Annotated in this window: 14 protein-coding genes; 10 read left to right on the top strand and 4 right to left on the bottom strand. The window is 68.2% G+C overall.

Annotated elements, in window-relative coordinates:
- Positions 1 to 97: 97 nt before the first annotated feature.
- Positions 98 to 931 (top strand): SDR family oxidoreductase, encoded by an 834-nt coding sequence (locus AC1DZV_RS01395; RefSeq protein WP_476952753.1) that lies wholly within the window; start codon positions 98 to 100, stop codon positions 929 to 931.
- On the opposite strand, the gene serB is transcribed toward AC1DZV_RS01395, so the two are convergent.
- A complete protein-coding gene (gene serB / locus AC1DZV_RS01390; RefSeq protein ID WP_476952752.1) occupies positions 895 to 1,902 on the bottom strand; it encodes a phosphoserine phosphatase SerB in 1,008 nt (335 codons plus the stop codon). The genes AC1DZV_RS01395 and serB overlap by 37 nt on opposite strands.
- 132 nt (positions 1,903 to 2,034) lie before the next feature.
- Here serB and AC1DZV_RS01385 point away from each other — a divergent pair, with 132 nt between their 5' ends.
- The 5 genes from AC1DZV_RS01385 (at position 2,035) to AC1DZV_RS01365 (ending at position 6,126) form a co-directional block, all read left to right on the top strand.
- The gene (locus AC1DZV_RS01385) at positions 2,035 to 2,820 is read left to right on the top strand and encodes an ABC transporter ATP-binding protein (RefSeq protein WP_026266341.1); all 786 of its coding nucleotides are present in this window, start codon (positions 2,035 to 2,037) and stop codon (positions 2,818 to 2,820) included.
- Positions 2,821 to 2,838: 18 nt separating this feature from the next.
- On the top strand, positions 2,839 to 3,624 hold the full coding sequence (locus AC1DZV_RS01380) for a sulfite exporter TauE/SafE family protein (protein ID WP_243177666.1): 786 nt from the start codon (positions 2,839 to 2,841) through the stop codon (positions 3,622 to 3,624).
- A 33-nt stretch (positions 3,625 to 3,657) separates the two neighbouring features.
- Positions 3,658 to 4,467: a TrmH family RNA methyltransferase gene (locus AC1DZV_RS01375; protein WP_476949614.1), complete on the top strand. Its 810-nt coding sequence runs from the start codon at positions 3,658 to 3,660 to the stop codon at positions 4,465 to 4,467.
- Positions 4,468 to 4,637: 170 nt separating this feature from the next.
- Positions 4,638 to 4,895, top strand: a complete 258-nt coding sequence (locus AC1DZV_RS01370) for a type B 50S ribosomal protein L31 (protein WP_018772953.1) — start codon at positions 4,638 to 4,640, stop codon at positions 4,893 to 4,895.
- A 124-nt stretch (positions 4,896 to 5,019) separates the two neighbouring features.
- Positions 5,020 to 6,126 (top strand): lipoate--protein ligase family protein, encoded by a 1,107-nt coding sequence (locus AC1DZV_RS01365; RefSeq protein ID WP_476952751.1) that lies wholly within the window; start codon positions 5,020 to 5,022, stop codon positions 6,124 to 6,126.
- Here the strand turns inward: AC1DZV_RS01365 and pepN are convergent.
- Entirely contained in the window at positions 6,123 to 8,774 is a 2,652-nt protein-coding gene (gene pepN / locus AC1DZV_RS01360; RefSeq protein WP_476952750.1) for an aminopeptidase N, read from the bottom strand. The genes AC1DZV_RS01365 and pepN overlap by 4 nt on opposite strands.
- A gap of 34 nt (positions 8,775 to 8,808) precedes the next feature.
- Positions 8,809 to 9,834 (bottom strand): YeiH family protein, encoded by a 1,026-nt coding sequence (locus AC1DZV_RS01355; RefSeq protein ID WP_476952749.1) that lies wholly within the window; start codon positions 9,832 to 9,834, stop codon positions 8,809 to 8,811.
- A 142-nt stretch (positions 9,835 to 9,976) separates the two neighbouring features.
- Between AC1DZV_RS01355 and AC1DZV_RS01350 the strand changes: the two genes are divergently transcribed.
- The 3 genes from AC1DZV_RS01350 to AC1DZV_RS01340 are packed head-to-tail and all read left to right on the top strand — an operon-like array spanning position 9,977 to position 13,342.
- On the top strand, positions 9,977 to 11,575 hold the full coding sequence (locus tag AC1DZV_RS01350) for a circularly permuted type 2 ATP-grasp protein (RefSeq protein ID WP_476952748.1): 1,599 nt from the start codon (positions 9,977 to 9,979) through the stop codon (positions 11,573 to 11,575).
- Entirely contained in the window at positions 11,568 to 12,494 is a 927-nt protein-coding gene (locus AC1DZV_RS01345) for an alpha-E domain-containing protein (RefSeq protein WP_026266338.1), read from the top strand. The genes AC1DZV_RS01350 and AC1DZV_RS01345 overlap by 8 nt, the downstream gene beginning before the upstream one ends.
- On the top strand, positions 12,491 to 13,342 hold the full coding sequence (locus AC1DZV_RS01340) for a transglutaminase family protein (RefSeq protein WP_476952747.1): 852 nt from the start codon (positions 12,491 to 12,493) through the stop codon (positions 13,340 to 13,342). The genes AC1DZV_RS01345 and AC1DZV_RS01340 overlap by 4 nt, the downstream gene beginning before the upstream one ends.
- 102 nt (positions 13,343 to 13,444) lie before the next feature.
- Here the strand turns inward: AC1DZV_RS01340 and AC1DZV_RS01335 are convergent, their stop codons facing one another.
- Positions 13,445 to 13,942: a pyridoxamine 5'-phosphate oxidase family protein gene (locus tag AC1DZV_RS01335; RefSeq protein WP_028275547.1), complete on the bottom strand. Its 498-nt coding sequence runs from the start codon at positions 13,940 to 13,942 to the stop codon at positions 13,445 to 13,447.
- 158 nt (positions 13,943 to 14,100) lie between these two features.
- Between AC1DZV_RS01335 and AC1DZV_RS01330 the strand changes: the two genes are divergently transcribed.
- Positions 14,101 to 15,801, top strand: a complete 1,701-nt coding sequence (locus AC1DZV_RS01330; RefSeq protein ID WP_476949610.1) for a GAF domain-containing sensor histidine kinase — start codon at positions 14,101 to 14,103, stop codon at positions 15,799 to 15,801.
- Positions 15,802 to 15,821: the final 20 nt, after the last annotated feature.

Below are 15,821 nucleotides of genomic sequence, written 5' to 3'. Positions count from 1 at the left end.
CTTCTTTGTGGATGCTGAACAACTGTAATGGCGCGGTCCGCTGGCATGATGGATTGCAGACCCACAGTATTTGGACGTTTGGAACAAAGGAGCTCGTATGGGACTGCTGGAGAACAAGACTGCGATCGTGACCGGTTCGTCGCGCGGAATCGGCGCCGAAGTGGCCAAAATCCTCGCCGCCGAGGGTGCGGCCGTCGTCGTCAACTACCGCCAGAAGGCGCCGCGCGCTAACAAAGTTGTCGCCGAGATCGAAGCCGACGGCGGCCGTGCCGCGGCCATCGGGGCGGACCTCACCACCCAGGAAGGCGTCCAGGCCCTCGCCAGCGCCGCGATGGAGAACTTCGGCTCGCTCGACCTCCTGGTCCTCAACGCCTCCGGCGGCATGGAGACCGGCATGGAAGAGGGCTACGCGCTGAAGCTGAACCGCGACGCCCAGGTGAACATGCTCAATGCCGCCGTCGCGCTCATGCCCCACGGCTCGCGCGTGGTCTTCGTGACCAGCCACCAGGCCCACTTCATCGACACGGTGCCCACCATGCCCGAGTACGAGCCCGTGGCCCGCAGCAAGCGTGCCGGCGAGGACGCACTCCGGGCACTGGTCCCGAACCTGGCCGAGAAGGGGATCACGCTCGTGGTCGTCTCCGGCGACATGATCGAGGGTACCGTCACGGCCACCCTGCTTGACCGGTCCAACCCCGGCGCCATCGAGGCCCGCCGCGCAGAAGCCGGCAAGCTGTACTCGGTCAAGGAGTTTGCCGCGGAGGTCGCCAAGATGGCCTCGGCCGACGTCGAAACCGGCCACACCGAATACGTCGGCGGTGCGGATTATTTCGGTAAGACCGCAGACCAGGCAGCGGATACGAGTTGCCGGCACGTGCCTTCCCGGTTAATGCATCAGACTCCCGCGATGTACCGCACGGCGTCGAGATAGGGAAGGTTGACGGCGGCGTCCGCGGCAGCGCGGACGGTCGGCTTCGCGTTGAAGGCGATGCCGATCCCGGCGGCGCCCAGCATGTCGAGGTCGTTCGCGCCGTCACCCACGGCGATCGTGTGTTCCATCGGGATGCCCTCGGCCGCAGCCCATTCGCGCAGGTACTTCTCCTTGGCCGCCCGGTCGATCACGTCCCCGAGCACCTTGCCGGTCAAGGCGCCGTCGACGATTTCGAGTTCGTTCGCGATCCAATAGTGCAGCCCAAGGTCTTCGGCGATCGGCCGGAGGATCTGGTTGAAGCCGCCGGACACGACGGCCACGGCATGGCCGGCGGCCTGGAACGCCGCCACCAGCTCGGCAGCGCCCTCGGTCAGCCTGACCTCGGCGCGGACCGACTCGACGACGTCCGCGGGCAGCCCCGCGAGGACCGCCACCCGGGCGTGCAGGCTCTGGGCGAAGTCCAGCTCGCCGCGCATGGCCGCCTCGGTCACCGCCGTCACTTCCTCGCGCTGGCCGGCGTAGGCGGCCAGGAGCTCGATCACTTCCTGCTGGATGAGGGTGGAGTCCACGTCCATGATGAGGAACTTCCGGGGCGCGCTGCGCAGTGCTGCCGGAACCAGCGCCGTGTCGACGCCCTCGATGCCGGCGGCCGCCAGCGCACGGCGCGCACCGTCCAGGCGGGCTTCCGCAACCGCGGCGGCTGTGGCGGCGTCGGCAGTCCGCCCGTCCCGTCCGGTGTCCGGGCGGCTGTCCGTTCCGCCGCCCCGGGAGGCGTCCCGGGAGGCGTCCAGTGAGGCGCCCTGCACGCTGTCCAGGGCGCAGTCGACGGCGTACACCTCGAAGCGGGCGTCGCCGGTCCGGGTTTCCGTCCCGATGCCCAGCCCGGCGGCCGTCAGGAGCGAACGCAGCCGCTGGATGTCGGGAAGGGACAGTTTCAGGCCATAGCTCACTGCGGTCACGTTCGAACTCATGGCCTCAATCCTAGCGAGCGGGCCGCGGGCGGCCCGAATTCGTTGCGCCCGGGCAGGCGCCGCGTGACGCTCCACGGCAGGGCGCGGCGCCGGTTATCAGTCGCCCGCTTTTTTGTCCTAGTGTCTACTCCTATGAGTGATGTTCTTGAAATGGCCGGGGTCAGTGTTGTACGTGGGGCGAAGACGCTCCTGGACAAGGTCGACTGGCAGGTCAAAGAGGGCGAACGCTGGGTGATCCTGGGCCCCAACGGCGCCGGCAAGACCACACTCCTCCAGCTGGCCGCGGCCCGCATCCACCCGACCTCCGGAATGGCCGGCATCCTCGAGGAAGTCCTCGGCGCCGTCGACGTCTTCGAGCTCCGCCCCCGGATCGGGCTGTCCTCCGCTGCGCTGGCCAGCCAGATCCCCGAGCACGAGAAGGTCCTCAACGTGGTGGTCACCGCCGCGTACGGCGTGACCGGCCGCTGGCGCGAGGGCTACGAGAAGGACGACGAGCGGCGCGCCTTCGGGCTGCTGAACGAGTGGGGGATGGGCCCGCTGCTCAACCGCCCCTTCGCCTCGCTTTCCGAGGGGGAGCGCAAGCGCGTCCAGATTGCCCGCGCCCTCATGACCGATCCCGAGCTCCTGCTCCTGGACGAGCCGGCCGCGGGGCTCGACCTCGGCGGCCGCGAGGACCTGGTCCAGCGCCTGAGCGAACTCGCCCGCGACGACGCCGCCCCGGCGATCGTCCTGGTCACCCACCACCTCGAAGAAGTGCCGCCGGGCTTCACGCACGCGATGCTCATGCGCGACGGCGGCGTCGTGGCTTCCGGCCCGCTGCCGGAGGTCCTCACGGCGGAAAACCTCAGCGAAACGTTCGGCCTGCCGCTGGACGTCAGCGTCAACGCGGGCCGGTACACCGCGACCGCCAGCCGCTGACGGGGCCGCTGACCGCGCGTGGAGCTCTTCAATAGCGCCCTCATATTCTTCGCCGGGCTGTGGGCGGGCACCATCAACAGCGTCGTCGGATCCGGCACCCTGGTCACGTTCCCGGTGCTGATCGCCCTGGGCTACGCCCCCGTCACGGCCTCCATCAGCAACGCCATGGGGCTCGTGGCCGGCAACGCCACCGGCGCCTGGGGCTACCGGAAAGAACTCGAGGGCCGCGGCAAGCAGCTGCTCCGGCTCCTGCCGGCCTCGCTGCTGGGTGCCGTCACCGGCGCTTATCTGCTGTTGCACCTGCCCGAGAAAGTCTTCTACTACGCCGCCCCCGTCCTGATCGTGCTGGCCCTGCTGATGGTGGTCTTCCAGCCGCGGCTGCAACGGTGGGTGAGGAACCGCGAGGAGAACCCCGAGCACGCGATCCGGGACCGCCGCCACGGTGTCCTGCTCGTTGTCCTGGTGTACCTCGCCGGCGTCTACGGCGGCTACTTCGTCGCGGCCCAGGGCATCCTGTTAGTCGGCATCCTGGGCGTGTTCATGACCGGGACCATCCAGAACGCCAACGCGATGAAGAACTTCCTGGTCCTGGGCGTGAACGTGGTGGCCGCAGCTTCCTACCTCCTGTTCGCCTTCGACCGGATCGACTGGGGTGTGGTCGGGCTGATCGCCGTGAGCTCCCTGATCGGCGGCGTGATTGGCTCCAGGGTGGGGCGCCGGCTCTCCCCGGCGGTCCTGCGCGGGGTCATCTTCACCCTGGGCCTGGTGGCGCTGGGGTTCATGATCGCCAACCTGTTCAAATAGCCTTTCCAACAGCCTCCCAGGAATGACCTGACCGTGACCTTTCACCTTCTTGAATCCGCCGACGACCCCCGGGTTGCGGACTACACCCAGCTCACGGACGTGCACCTGCGCAAAATCAGGGAACCCGCGGAGGGCCTGTACATCGCCGAGTCCTCCCGCGTCCTGCGCCGGGCTCTGGCCGCAGGGCACCGGCCGCGGTCCTTCTTCCTGGCCGAGAAGTGGGCCGGGGACCTCGCCGATGTCTTTGAGCAGTACCCGGAGGTGCCGGCCTACATCGGCCCCGCGGCTCTGCTGGAGCAAATCACCGGCTTCCACCTGCACCGCGGCGCCATGGCCGCCATGCACCGGCCCGCCCCGGTGCCGCTGGCGGACCTGCTCGCCGGAGCCCGCCGGGTTGCGGTGCTGGAGGACATCGTGGACCACACGAACGTCGGAGCCATTTTCCGTTCGGCCGCGGCCCTGGGCGTGGACGCCGTCCTGGTCTCGCCGCGCTGCGGGGATCCGCTCTACCGCCGCAGCGTGCGGGTCAGCATGGGCACCGTGTTCCAGGTGCCGTGGGCCCGGCTGGAGGACTGGGCGGAAGGCCTGGCCGCGCTGCAGGAGCAAGGCTTCACCGTGGCGGCCATGGAGCTCACGGAGGACGCGGTGGACCTCGACGTGCTCGCGGCGCGCCGCCCGGAGCGGCTGGCCCTGGTGCTTGGGACGGAAGGCGCGGGCATGAGCGAAGGAACCCTGGCCGCCGTCGACCTCGCCGTGAAAATCCCGATGCGCCCGGGCGTCGATTCGCTCAACGTCGCCGCGGCGTCGGCGGTGGCGTTCTGGGAGCTCCGCCCGAAGGACTGAGGCGCCCTGCATCGTGCGGCGGCCGCGCCGCGCTGACGTGCGCCAATGCTGTTCGTCAGCGGTCCGGGGATCGGCTATCATTGATAGCTGGCCGTCCGGTGCTTTCCGCCGGCCATCCCATTCATACCTGGCAACTGGCAAAATCCAGTTGTGCGAACAAAGGTCCAATTATGAAGTCTAATACTCACCCGAAGTACGAAGCTGTTGTTTTCAACGACCTGGCTTCCGGCGTCAAGTTCCTGACCAAGTCCACCGTATCTTCTTCGAAGACCATCGAGTGGGAAGACGGCAACACCTACCCGGTCATCGACGTCGAAATCTCCTCTGAGTCCCACCCGTTCTACACGGGCAAGCAGCGCATCATGGACTCCGCAGGCCGCGTCGAGCGCTTCAACGCTCGCTTCAAGGGCTTCGGCGGCAAGAAGTAACTTTCTTCCCCAAGGTCTTATGGAAAGCCCGCACCGGCAACGGTGCGGGCTTTCTGCATCTCTGCTGCCCTTCCGGCTGACCGGGTGACCCGGGTTCCCGGGTGCATGCGGCAGGATGGAGGTCATGACATCCCATCCTGCGGCCACCGCTCCCAGCCCCTACGCCGACGACGGCGGCCGTCACCACGGCGAGTACAAGGTCCCGGGCGGCAAGCTCGTGGTCGCCGACTTCGACGTCGTCGACGGCGTCCTGGCCCACGTCTCACTGAGCGGGGACTTCTTCCTCGAACCCGACGAGGCGCTGCCGGAGATCAACCGGGCGCTCACCGGGCTGCCCGTCGAGACGAGCGCCGCGGACATCGCGGACGCCGTGACGGCGGCGCTGCCCGAAGGCACCGTGCTGTTCGGTTTTTCCGCCGACGCCGTCGCCGTCACCGTCCGCCGCGCCCTGGCGAAGGCCACCGGCTGGGCGGACCACCACTGGAACATCATCGCCCCGTCCGTCCTCCCCACCCACGTCAACGTCGCCCTGGATGAGGTCCTCACCGAGGAAGTCGGCGCCGGGCGGCGCAATCCCACCCTGCGGTTCTGGGACTGGGAGGAGCCCTCCGTGGTGATCGGCAGCTTCCAGTCCGTCCGCAACGAACTCCATCCCGAGGGCGTGGCCCGGCACGGCATCAGCGTGGTCCGGCGGATCAGCGGCGGGGGAGCGATGTTCATGGAGGCCGGGAACTGCATCACCTACTCGCTGTACCTCCCGCAGACCCTCGTGGACGGCATCAGCTTTGCGGACTCCTACCGTTTCCTCGACGCCTGGGTGATGGCGGCCCTGGAAAAGGTCGGCATCAGCGCCTTCTACGTGCCGCTCAATGACATTGCCACCGAGCACGGCAAGATCGGCGGTGCCGCGCAGAAGCGGCTCGCCAACGGCGGCATGCTGCACCACGTCACCATGAGCTACGACATTGACGCCGACAAGATGGTGGAGGTCCTGCGGATCGGCAAGGAGAAACTGTCCGACAAGGGCACCAGGAGCGCCAAGAAGCGCGTGGACCCGCTCCGCCGCCAGACCGGCCTGGCCCGCGCCGAAATCGTTGCAGCGATGATGGACGTCTTCGCCGAACGCTACGGCGCGACACCGTCCGTCCTCACCGACGCCGAGCTGGAGGCCGCCCGCCGCCGCGTGGAGACCAAGTTTGGCACCGCGGAGTGGCTGCACCGGGTCCCCTAGCGACGTGGGTTCGTCGCCTGGGCCGGTGCCGTCAGAGCCTGCGCCCTGAGGGAACGGTGCAGCTGGCTGCGCTGTTCGATGATGATCCGGCGCAGGGCACGCGGCGCATCAGGGTGGGCGGCCAGCCACTGGTCGGTGCGGACGATCACGGCGTGGGTTTCGGGCGTTCCGCCGTCCAGGTCCTGTGCCGCGGGGTAGAAGCCGCGGACAATCCGGCTGGCGATCTCGATGCTCCGGTCCGCCCAGACGTCCTCGAGGGATTCGAAGTACGGGTCGATGAACCCGGCCAGCAGGGAGGCCGCGCCGGTGTTGAACCCGGCAATCGTGGCGCCGAGGAGCTGGTTGGACAGGCCGGTGCCGTGGACGGCGGCCTCCCAGGCGGCCGCCTTGACGGATGCCTCGGGGCGCGCGGCGAGGGCCGTGGCGTGCCCGGACTTGCCTGCCGCCGTGTTGTCCCGGGCGAGCTCCTGGTCGAGCTGCTCCTGCGAGGCCTGGCCGTTGGCCGCCAGGGCATGCCAGAGATTCCAGCGCAGTTCGGCGTCCACCGCGAGGCCTTCGGTCACCATGCTGCCGTCCAGGATGCCCCGGAGCAGGTCCAGCCGGCCGGCGTCGTCGCGGCTGGTTGCGGCAAGGGTCCGGGCCCAGGCCAATTGCTGGTCGGAACCCGGGGCTGCCGCCTGCAGCTGTTCGGCGGCCGTGGTGAGGAAGCCGTGGCGCACGGCATCGCGCTGGCCCCGGGGCACGTAGCGTTCCACCGCCGTCGAGGCATTGCCCAGCACGTTGAGGAGGACGCCGATGCCGGGCTCCGCGGGCCCGAAGCGCCCGACGGCGTCAACATAGAGGGCGGCCGGTGTGACGGCATCCCGGGCCGAGTCCCACAGCGCCGTCCAGCACAGCGCCCGCGCCATGGGGTCCTCCAGCTTGTCCAGGGAGCCGCGGACAGTGGCCTCGGAATGCGGGTCCAGCCGGACCTTGGCGTAGCTGAGGTCCTCGTCATTGACCAGCAGCAGCGCGGGCCGCGGTTTGCCGACCAGCGCGGTCACGTCGGTCCGGGCGCCGCGGACATCGGTCTCGACGCTGTCCGTGCGGACCAGGGCGCCGGCGTCGTCGAAATCGTAGAGGCCGATCCGCAGCCGGTGGGGACGGGGCTCCTGCCGGCCGGTGGTGGGATCCACGGCGTCCTGCAGGACGGCGACGGAGCTGAGCGCGCTGCTGTCTTCGGTGGATTCGGTGGATTCGGTGATCTCGCTGGACAGGGTGGAGATGCCGGAGGTCTGGAGCCATTGGCGGGCCCATTCGCTGAGGTCGCGGCCGGACGCCGCGCTCAGGGCGGCCAGCAGTTCGGCGAGGGTGGTGTTGCCGTAGGCGTGGTCCCGGAAGTACTGGCGGGACCCGGCGATGAAGGCCTCGAACCCGACGTAGGCCACCAGCTGCTTAAGCACCGAAGCGCCCTTGGCGTAGGTGATGCCGTCGAAGTTCTGCTTCGCGGCTTCCAGGTCCGGGATGTCGGCGACGATCGGGTGTGTGGTGGGCAGCTGGTCCTGGACGTACGCCCACGCCTTGCGGTTGTTGGCGAAGTTCACCCAGGCCGTGTCCCAGTCCGTGGTCCGGTCCACGCCGAGGGTGCCCATGTAATCCGCGAAGGATTCCTTGAGCCACAAATCATCCCACCACTTCATGGTGACGAGGTCCCCGAACCACATGTGCGCCATCTCGTGCAGGAGCGTGTTGGCGCGGGCCTGGTACTGCGAATCGGCGGCCCGGGAGGTGAAGACGTAGCTTTCGGTGAAGGTCACCAGGCCCGGGTTTTCCATGGCGCCGAGGTTGTACTCGGGGACGAACGCCTGTTCGTATTTGCCCCACGGGTAGGGGAAATCAAAGAGCTCGTTGAAGAAGGACAGTCCGTTCCTGGTGAGGCGGAACAGGGCGTCGGTGTCGAAGGATGCGGCCATGGAGGCGCGGCAGTAGAGCGCCAGCGGTACGTCCAGCACGGTGCCGTCGGCGAGCGTGCCGCGCCAGGCGTCCTCGGCCTTGAAGTACGGTCCGGCGAGGACGGTGGTGATGTAGGTGGACATCGCCTTGGTGGGCGCGAAGTCCCAGCGGCTCGTGGCGGGATCACTCGTCAGTTGGGTGCGCAGCACCTCGGCGCCGTTGGAGGACACCTGCCAGTCGGAGGGGGCCATGACGTGGAAGGTGAACTCGGCCTTCAGGTCGGGCTGTTCGAAGTTCGCGAACACCCGGCGGGCGTCGGCGGGTTCATACTGCGTGTAGAGGTAGCACTTGCCGTCGGCGGGATCGACGAAGCGGTGCATGCCTTCACCGGAGGTGCTGTACAGGGCGGTTCCCGTGATGGTGACCTGGTTCTCCGGCTGCAGGTTCTCGAGCCGGATCCGGGAACCGTCCACGACGTCGGCGACGGCGAGTCCCTTGCCGTTGAGGAAGACGCTGTGCACGCTGCCGGCGATGAAATCCACGAAGGTCGTCGCCCCGGGTTCGCTGGCCGAGAAGGAGATGATGCTGCGGCTCGTGTAGCCGGCGACGCTCGGGTCGGCCGCCTGCCGGACGTCAAGGGAGACATCGTAGCTGTGAGTGGTGATGAGGGCGGCGCGGTCCGCGGCCTCGTCGCGGCTCAGATTCTGGTTTGACACCCCGCTATCTAATCACGGGAGCGTGTGTGCCCGGTCACGCCGGCGGGAACATCAGGAAGGCGGCCGCCAGCCCGAGCAGGGCGATCAGCAGCCAGGACGCCAGCGCGGCCAGCAGCGCGCGTGCGCCGGTGTGCAGCAGCTGGCCCACCCGGACGGCGGAGCCCAGCCCGAAGAGCGCCATGCCGAGCAGGAGGTCCTGGACGGTGGCGGCCGCGTCCAGGGCCGCGGGGGAGAGCCACCCGCTGGTGCGCAGGCCCGCCAGGGCCACGAATCCGATGACGAACAGCGGGACCACCGGGGGGCGCTTGGCGCCGTCGGCTGCGGTGCCCAGCCGGTGATGGAAGCCCGCGGCGGCGACCATCGGCGCCAGCAGGATCACCCGGGTGAGTTTGACGACGACGGCGACGGCCAGCGCCGCGGTACCGGCGGTCTGGGCGGTGGCGACCACCTGCCCGACGTCGTGCACGGAGGCGCCGGTCCACGCCCCGAAGATCTCCGGACCCAGGCCCAGCGGCCGCGCGAGCAACGGCAGCACACCGATCGCCAGCGTGCCGCACAGGGTCACGAGCGCCACCGGCAGCACGGTTTCCTCCTGCCGGATTCTGCGCACGGCGGCCATCGCCCCGATCGCGGACGCCCCGCAGATGGCGAATCCCGTGGCCACCAGCAGCGCCACGCGGGGCGGCAGCCGGAAGAGCCTGCTGATCCCGTATGTCCCGGCGAAAGCGGCCAGCACCACGGCGGTCACGAGCAGCAGCGCGGCCCAGCCCAGGCCCAGCACATCGCCGAGGCTGACTTTCAGGCCCAGCAGCACGATCCCGGCCCGCATGAGGTGCTTGCCGGCGAAGTCCAGCCCGGGCCGCGCCGGCCCGGCGGTCCAGCCAGACACGCCCGGCAGGTTGGCCGCCAGCAGCCCGAGGAGCACGGCCATTGTCATCGCCGGCAGCGCGGGAAGGAGCAGGTGGGCGGCGACGGCGACGGCGACGGCCGCTGCGGCGCCGGCCAGGCCTGGCGCGGCCTCTCTCAGGGCGGAGGCGGTGGCGGATCTCTTGGGGGGCACGCCCCTACATTGCCGTACCCGGCCGGAAAAGCCGTAACCGCGGCCGTCCTGCCGGGCGGCCCGGACTGCGAGGCCAGCGCCGAGCGCCGCGCCGCGGGCCGCCGAAATGATTTCGGAACAAAAAAGTGGTTGGCTAGTGACCATGTCTGACCTATTCCAGGAATACTCCGAGGCCGCCGGCCGCACCGGCGCCTACGACGAGATGTTTGCCCCCGGCCAGCAGGCCCGGAGATCCTACGGGCAGGTGGCCCTGGCCCTGCGCGAACTCTCGTTGGCTGACGTCAGCGCCCGCGCCGATTCCATGGCCCGGACCTTCCTGGACCGCGGCGTGACCTTCGACTTCGCGGGTGAGGAACGGCCCTTCCCCCTGGACATCGTCCCCCGCGTGATCCCCGCCGATGAGTGGAGCGTCCTGGAACGCGGTGTGGCCCAGCGCGTCCGCGCCCTTGAAGCCTTCCTCAATGACGTCTACGACAAGATGACCGTGGTCTCCGAGGGCGTCATCCCGCGCCAGCTCGTCACGACGAGCGCGCACTTCCACCGCCAGGTGCACGGCTTTGAGCCGGCCGGCGGCGTCCGGGTCCACATTTCCGGAATCGACGTCGTCCGAGACGCCGAGGGCACGTTCCGGGTCCTGGAGGACAACGTGCGCGTGCCCTCGGGCGTCAGCTACGTCCTCGAGAACCGCCGGGCCATGGCCAAGGGCCTGCCGGAGGCTTTCGGCCAGCAGCTCATCCGTCCGGTCGAGGAGTACCCCCGCCGGCTCCTGTCAGCCCTGCGAAAGACGGCGCCCTCCGGCGTCGACGATCCCACCGTGGTGGTCCTGACCCCCGGCGTGTTCAACAGCGCCTACTTCGAGCACACCCTGCTCGCCGGACTCATGGGTGTCGAACTCGTCGAGGGCCGCGACCTCATCTGCCGCGGCAACCGGGTCTACATGCGCACCACGGCGGGTGAGCAGCGCGTGGATGTCATCTACAAACGCATCGACGACGAATTCCTGGACCCGCTGCAGTTCCGTGCCGATTCCATGCTCGGCTGCCCCGGCCTGGTCAACGCCGCCCGCGCCGGCGGCGTCACGATCGCCAATGCCGTGGGTAACGGCGTCGCCGATGACAAGCTGGTCTACAGCTACGTGCCCGACCTCATCCGGTACTACCTTAACGAGGAGCCCGTGATCGCCAACGTGGACACGTTCCGGCTCGAAGAAAAGGAGGCCCGGGAACACGTCCTGGACCGCCTGGATGAGCTCGTGGTCAAACCGGTGGACGGCTCGGGCGGCAAGGGCCTCGTGATCGGCCCGGACGCGTCCAGGGATGAACTCGACGCCCTGCGCAAGCGGATCATCGCCGACCCCCGCGGATGGATCGCCCAGCCGGTCCTGCAGCTGTCCACTGTGCCGACGCTCAGCGGCGACAAGTTCGGCCCCCGGCACGTGGACCTGCGCCCCTTCGCCGTCAATGATGGCGAGGACGTCTGGGTTCTCCCCGGCGGACTAACCCGTGTGGCGCTCAAGGAGGGCTCGCTGATCGTCAATTCCAGCCAGGGCGGCGGTTCCAAGGACACCTGGGTCCTGGCCGATTCCCCGCAGGTCCCCGTCGAAGTGATCCCGAGGCCCACCATCGCAGTTCGCGAGCGGGTTTCGGTCTGGCCGGTGGAGAGCAACTGGCGCGACAGCCAGAAAGAGCAGCAACAGCAGCAGCAGATTTCTGACGCGCAGGAGGTAACCGCGAATGCTTAGCCGTATTGCCGAGTCACTGTTTTGGATCGGCCGCTACGTGGAACGGGCCGACGGCACCGCCCGGATCCTCGATGTCCACCTCGAACGGCTCAACCATCTGCCTATGGAGGAACAGCGCAGCGTGGCACAGGAGCTCCTCGCCGTCATGGGTGCGCGCGCACAAAGTGACGATTTCGGCCTGCCCGAACTGCTCAACGCCCTCGCCTACGACAAGCAGAGTGCCACCTCCATTGCCGGTTCCCTCGGTGCCGCCCGCGAAAACGCCCGCCGCGCCCGCGAGACCGTCTCCTCCGGGCTCTGGGAAAGCCTCAACACGACCTACTACGGGCTCAACCAGCACCGCAAGGACGTGGTGGGCACCTACCGGTTCTGCAACTGGGTCCTGGAGCGCACCGCCATGGTCAGCGGCCTGGCCGACACCACCGTCAGCCATGACGAGAGCTGGCAGTTCCTGGTCCTGGGCCGGTCGCTGGAGCGTGCGGACATGACCGCGCGCATGCTCTCCACCCGGGATGTCCTCTCGGCCGGCATGTCTTGGGTGAACATGCTCCGCTGCGCCGGGGCCTACGAATCCTTCCTGCGGACCCGCCGGGCGGCGTTCGGGGACCAGCACGCGGCCGAATTCCTGCTGCTGGACCGGCTGTTCCCGCGGTCCATCGTCTACGCGCTGCGCGACGCCGACGAGTGCCTGGCGAAGCTCGACCCCTCGGCCCAGCGCGTCGGCTTCATCAACGACGCCCGCCGGATCGTCGGGCAGGCCCGCACCTTCCTGGAGTTCCACCGCACCGATGACCTCATGTCGGAGCTGCCGGAGCACATGGAGCGTGTGCAAAAGGCCGTGTCGCAGGCCTCGGACGCCATTTCCCGTAAGTACTTCAATCAGGCAGACGAACTGGCCTGGGTGGGAGAAGTTTCATGACCCGGCTGAACATCGTCCACAAGACGGCCTACAAGTACAACAAACGCGTCACCCTGTCCTACAACGAGGCCCGGATGACCCCGCTGACGGACCCGCAGCAGGTGGTACTGGAATCCTCCATGAAGGTTTCGCCCTCGCAGGCGGCCCTGAGCAGCTACCGCGACTACTGGGGCACCCGGGTGACCGCCTTCGACATGCAGATGCCGCACGAGCACCTCGAGGTGCTGTCCACCACCACCGTCGAGGTGCACCGGGTCGAGAAGATCGCAACCGAGGCCGACATCGTCGGCTGGGACGTCCTGGCCGCACCGGAACGCCTGAACCAGTTCAGCGACTGGATTCCCCAGTCCCAGCTCACAGGTCCCGGCTCCGAGGTGCTCGCCATCATTCCCGGCGTCGTCGAGGGGAAATCGTCGCACGAGGCCGCCATGGCGGTCTTTGCCTGGATGCGCGGTGAAATGACTTACATGTTGGGCTCCACCGGCGTCACCACCAACGCCGAACAGGCCTGGAACCAGCGGCAGGGCGTCTGCCAGGACCTGGCGCACCTCGCCATCGGGTCACTGCGCAGCTGCGGTATCCCGGCCCGCTACGTGTCCGGTTACCTTCACCCGCGTTCGACGGCGGAGCTCGGCGAGACAGTCGCCGGCCAGTCGCATGCGTGGCTCGAGTGGTGGGACGGCGAATGGCGCAGCTGGGACCCGACCAACCACAAACCCGCGGGGGACTTCCACGTCACCGTGGCCCGGGGCCGCGACTACCGCGACGTGCCGCCGCTCAAGGGTATCCTGTCCGGCGGCGGGGGATCGGCCCTCAGCGTCAGCGTGGAGATCACCCGTGTCGCCTGACCGCACGCTGCGCCCCACGTTGCACTGTCAAATCGGGCTGCCCTGAAGCCCTCAGGGCAGCCCGATCTGAAAGCGCAAGATGTTTTTTTTGGGGGATGCAGGTTATTCGAGGCCGGAGCGCGTGGCGTCGTCCAACGGGGTCCACCAGGTCTGGGGCGGCACCACCTTGAACCGCCGGCCCGTGACGGTCTCCGGCGTAATCCGGACGAAATGTTCCTTCTTTCCGGCCTGCCACGGGAACAGCAACAGACCCACGGTGTCCATGACTTCCTGGGGGTTCTGCACCGGCGCGGCCTGGCCCTTGATGACGACGCTCCAGGCGACTCCGGTGTCCGCGTTGATGCCGTCGGCCTCCAGCGCCACCGGCGTGCCGCCGGTGGCCGCCTGCAGCTTGGTGCCCTCCGCGGTCCGGAACACCAGCGTGCCGTGGTCCACTTTGTAGTTGATCGGGAAGATATCGGGGTGGTCGTCCACCCAGACCGCCAGCCTGCCGACGGAGACGCTGCGCAACAGCCGCCAGCATTCGTGGTGGTCGAGGTCTTCGACAGCGTGGGTCTGGTCCTTTGGCTCGTGACGGCCCGGGCTCGATTCAGTGCTCATGCCGGCGAGCGTACGCGGCCGGGCTGACGGCGGCTAGGGCAAATGGACCCAGCCGCCGGGTTAATCTCCGAATTCTGAGGCTTTCCTGAGTCGTTCGCGCTATTCTGGCAGAGGGCCGTCAGCGTCTACATTGGCCGGAACGAACTGGGGGCAATGACATGCATTCAACGGGTGAGGGCTCAGGCCATACCGTGTCCGAGCCAAATCCCGTAGTTGAGGAGCTACTGACGGGGTTCGGCGCACGGGCGGAAGAGCTGCTTCAATCCAAGGAACGCATGGCCGGCCTGCTGGAAGCCGTTGTCGCCCTGGCCGAGGACCTGAGTCTGGATGCCGTCCTGGAGCGCGTGGTCGAATCAGCGTGCCGGCTGTTGCATGCCCGGTTCGGCGCCCTTGGTGTCATCGGTGATGACCACGCGTTAAGCCACTTCATCACTGTGGGCATCGATGGCCAGCTGGCACGGCAAATCGGTCCGCTGCCGACCGGCCACGGCGTCCTTGGCCTCCTCATTACGGACCCGTTGCCGCTCCGGCTGCATGAACTGAGCAAGCACCCCGAGGCCTACGGATTCCCCGCGCACCATCCTCCCATGCAGTCCTTCCTGGGGGTCCCGGTCCGGGTCCGGGACGTGGTGTTCGGCAACCTCTACCTCACGGAAAAAGAAGGCGGGGAGGACTTTTCCGCCGAAGACGAGGCCCTGGCCGTCGCCTTGGCGGCGGCGGCCGGCGTCGCCATCGAAAATGCCCGGCTCTACGACGACGCCCGCCGCCGGGCACGCTGGCTGGAGGCCTGCATGGACGTCTCCGGGCTGATGCTGAGCACGGACCGCGACTACACCTCGGGCGGCCTGGACCCGATAGCGGGCCGGGCGCTCCAGGAGTCCGCGTCCTCACTCGCCCTGCTGGTGGCACCCGCCGCCAATGGCGTGGCCCACGTGGTGATCGGCGTTGCCGGTGAGCGTGGCACCGCGTTTTCGGGACGGTCACTGCATCTGGACTCAGAGCTCCTGGAAGGTGTCCTCGAAGGCGGCGAGCCGGTGCTGTTCGACGACGCATCCGAAGTGTTGGGGGAGGTCGACGGCGCAGTCACCGGCCCGCTGCTGGCAGTGGCGCTGAGTACCCAGGGTGCCCACCATGGCCTCCTGCTGCTGGCACGGGACAAGGAGTCGGTGCGCTACGCCCGGACCGACATCGAAATGGGGGCCGTCTTCGGCTCCCACGTGGCCCTCGCCTTGGAACTGGCCCGGGTGCACCGGCTGCGCGAGGAGCTTCTGGTCTTCACCGACCGCGACAGGATCGCCCGGGACCTGCATGACCTCGTCATTCAACGGCTGTTCGCCGCCGGGCTGAGCGTGCAGAGCCTGACCCGTTTCACTAAGGAGGATCTGGCGCTGGAGCGCATCCGCAACATCACCGGCGAACTCGACGAGGCGATCCGCAGCCTGCGGGACACCATCTACTCGCTCAAGAGCAACACCGGCGAGATCGAACTGCTGAGCGGCCGGATCCGTCGTGTCACGCGCAGTTCGTCGAAGTCCATGCCGTTCCCGCCGCGCCTGACCATTACGGGACCCGTGGATGCTGTGACACCGGACAAGGCCGACAACGTCGTGGCCGTGGTTTCCGAGGGGCTCAGCAACGCCATCCGGCACTCCGGGGCGGATATAATCTCGGTCTCGGTTGCGGTCGTCAGGGGCCGGGTGACGGTGGTGATCAACGACAACGGCGCCGGATTCGCCCAACCCGCAAAACGCAACGGGCTAAGCAACCTCGAGGACCGGGCGCGCATGCTCGACGGCGAATGCACCATCACGAGCGCGCCCGACTCCGGTACCAGCCTGGAATGGTCGGTGCCGCTGTAGCCGGCACGCCCGAAGGTCCG

The sequence above is a fragment of the Arthrobacter sp. P1_D12 genome (assembly GCF_056406175.1).
The sequence above is the reverse complement of the archived record's forward strand: the minus strand, read 5'-3'. Positions and strand labels throughout refer to the sequence as shown.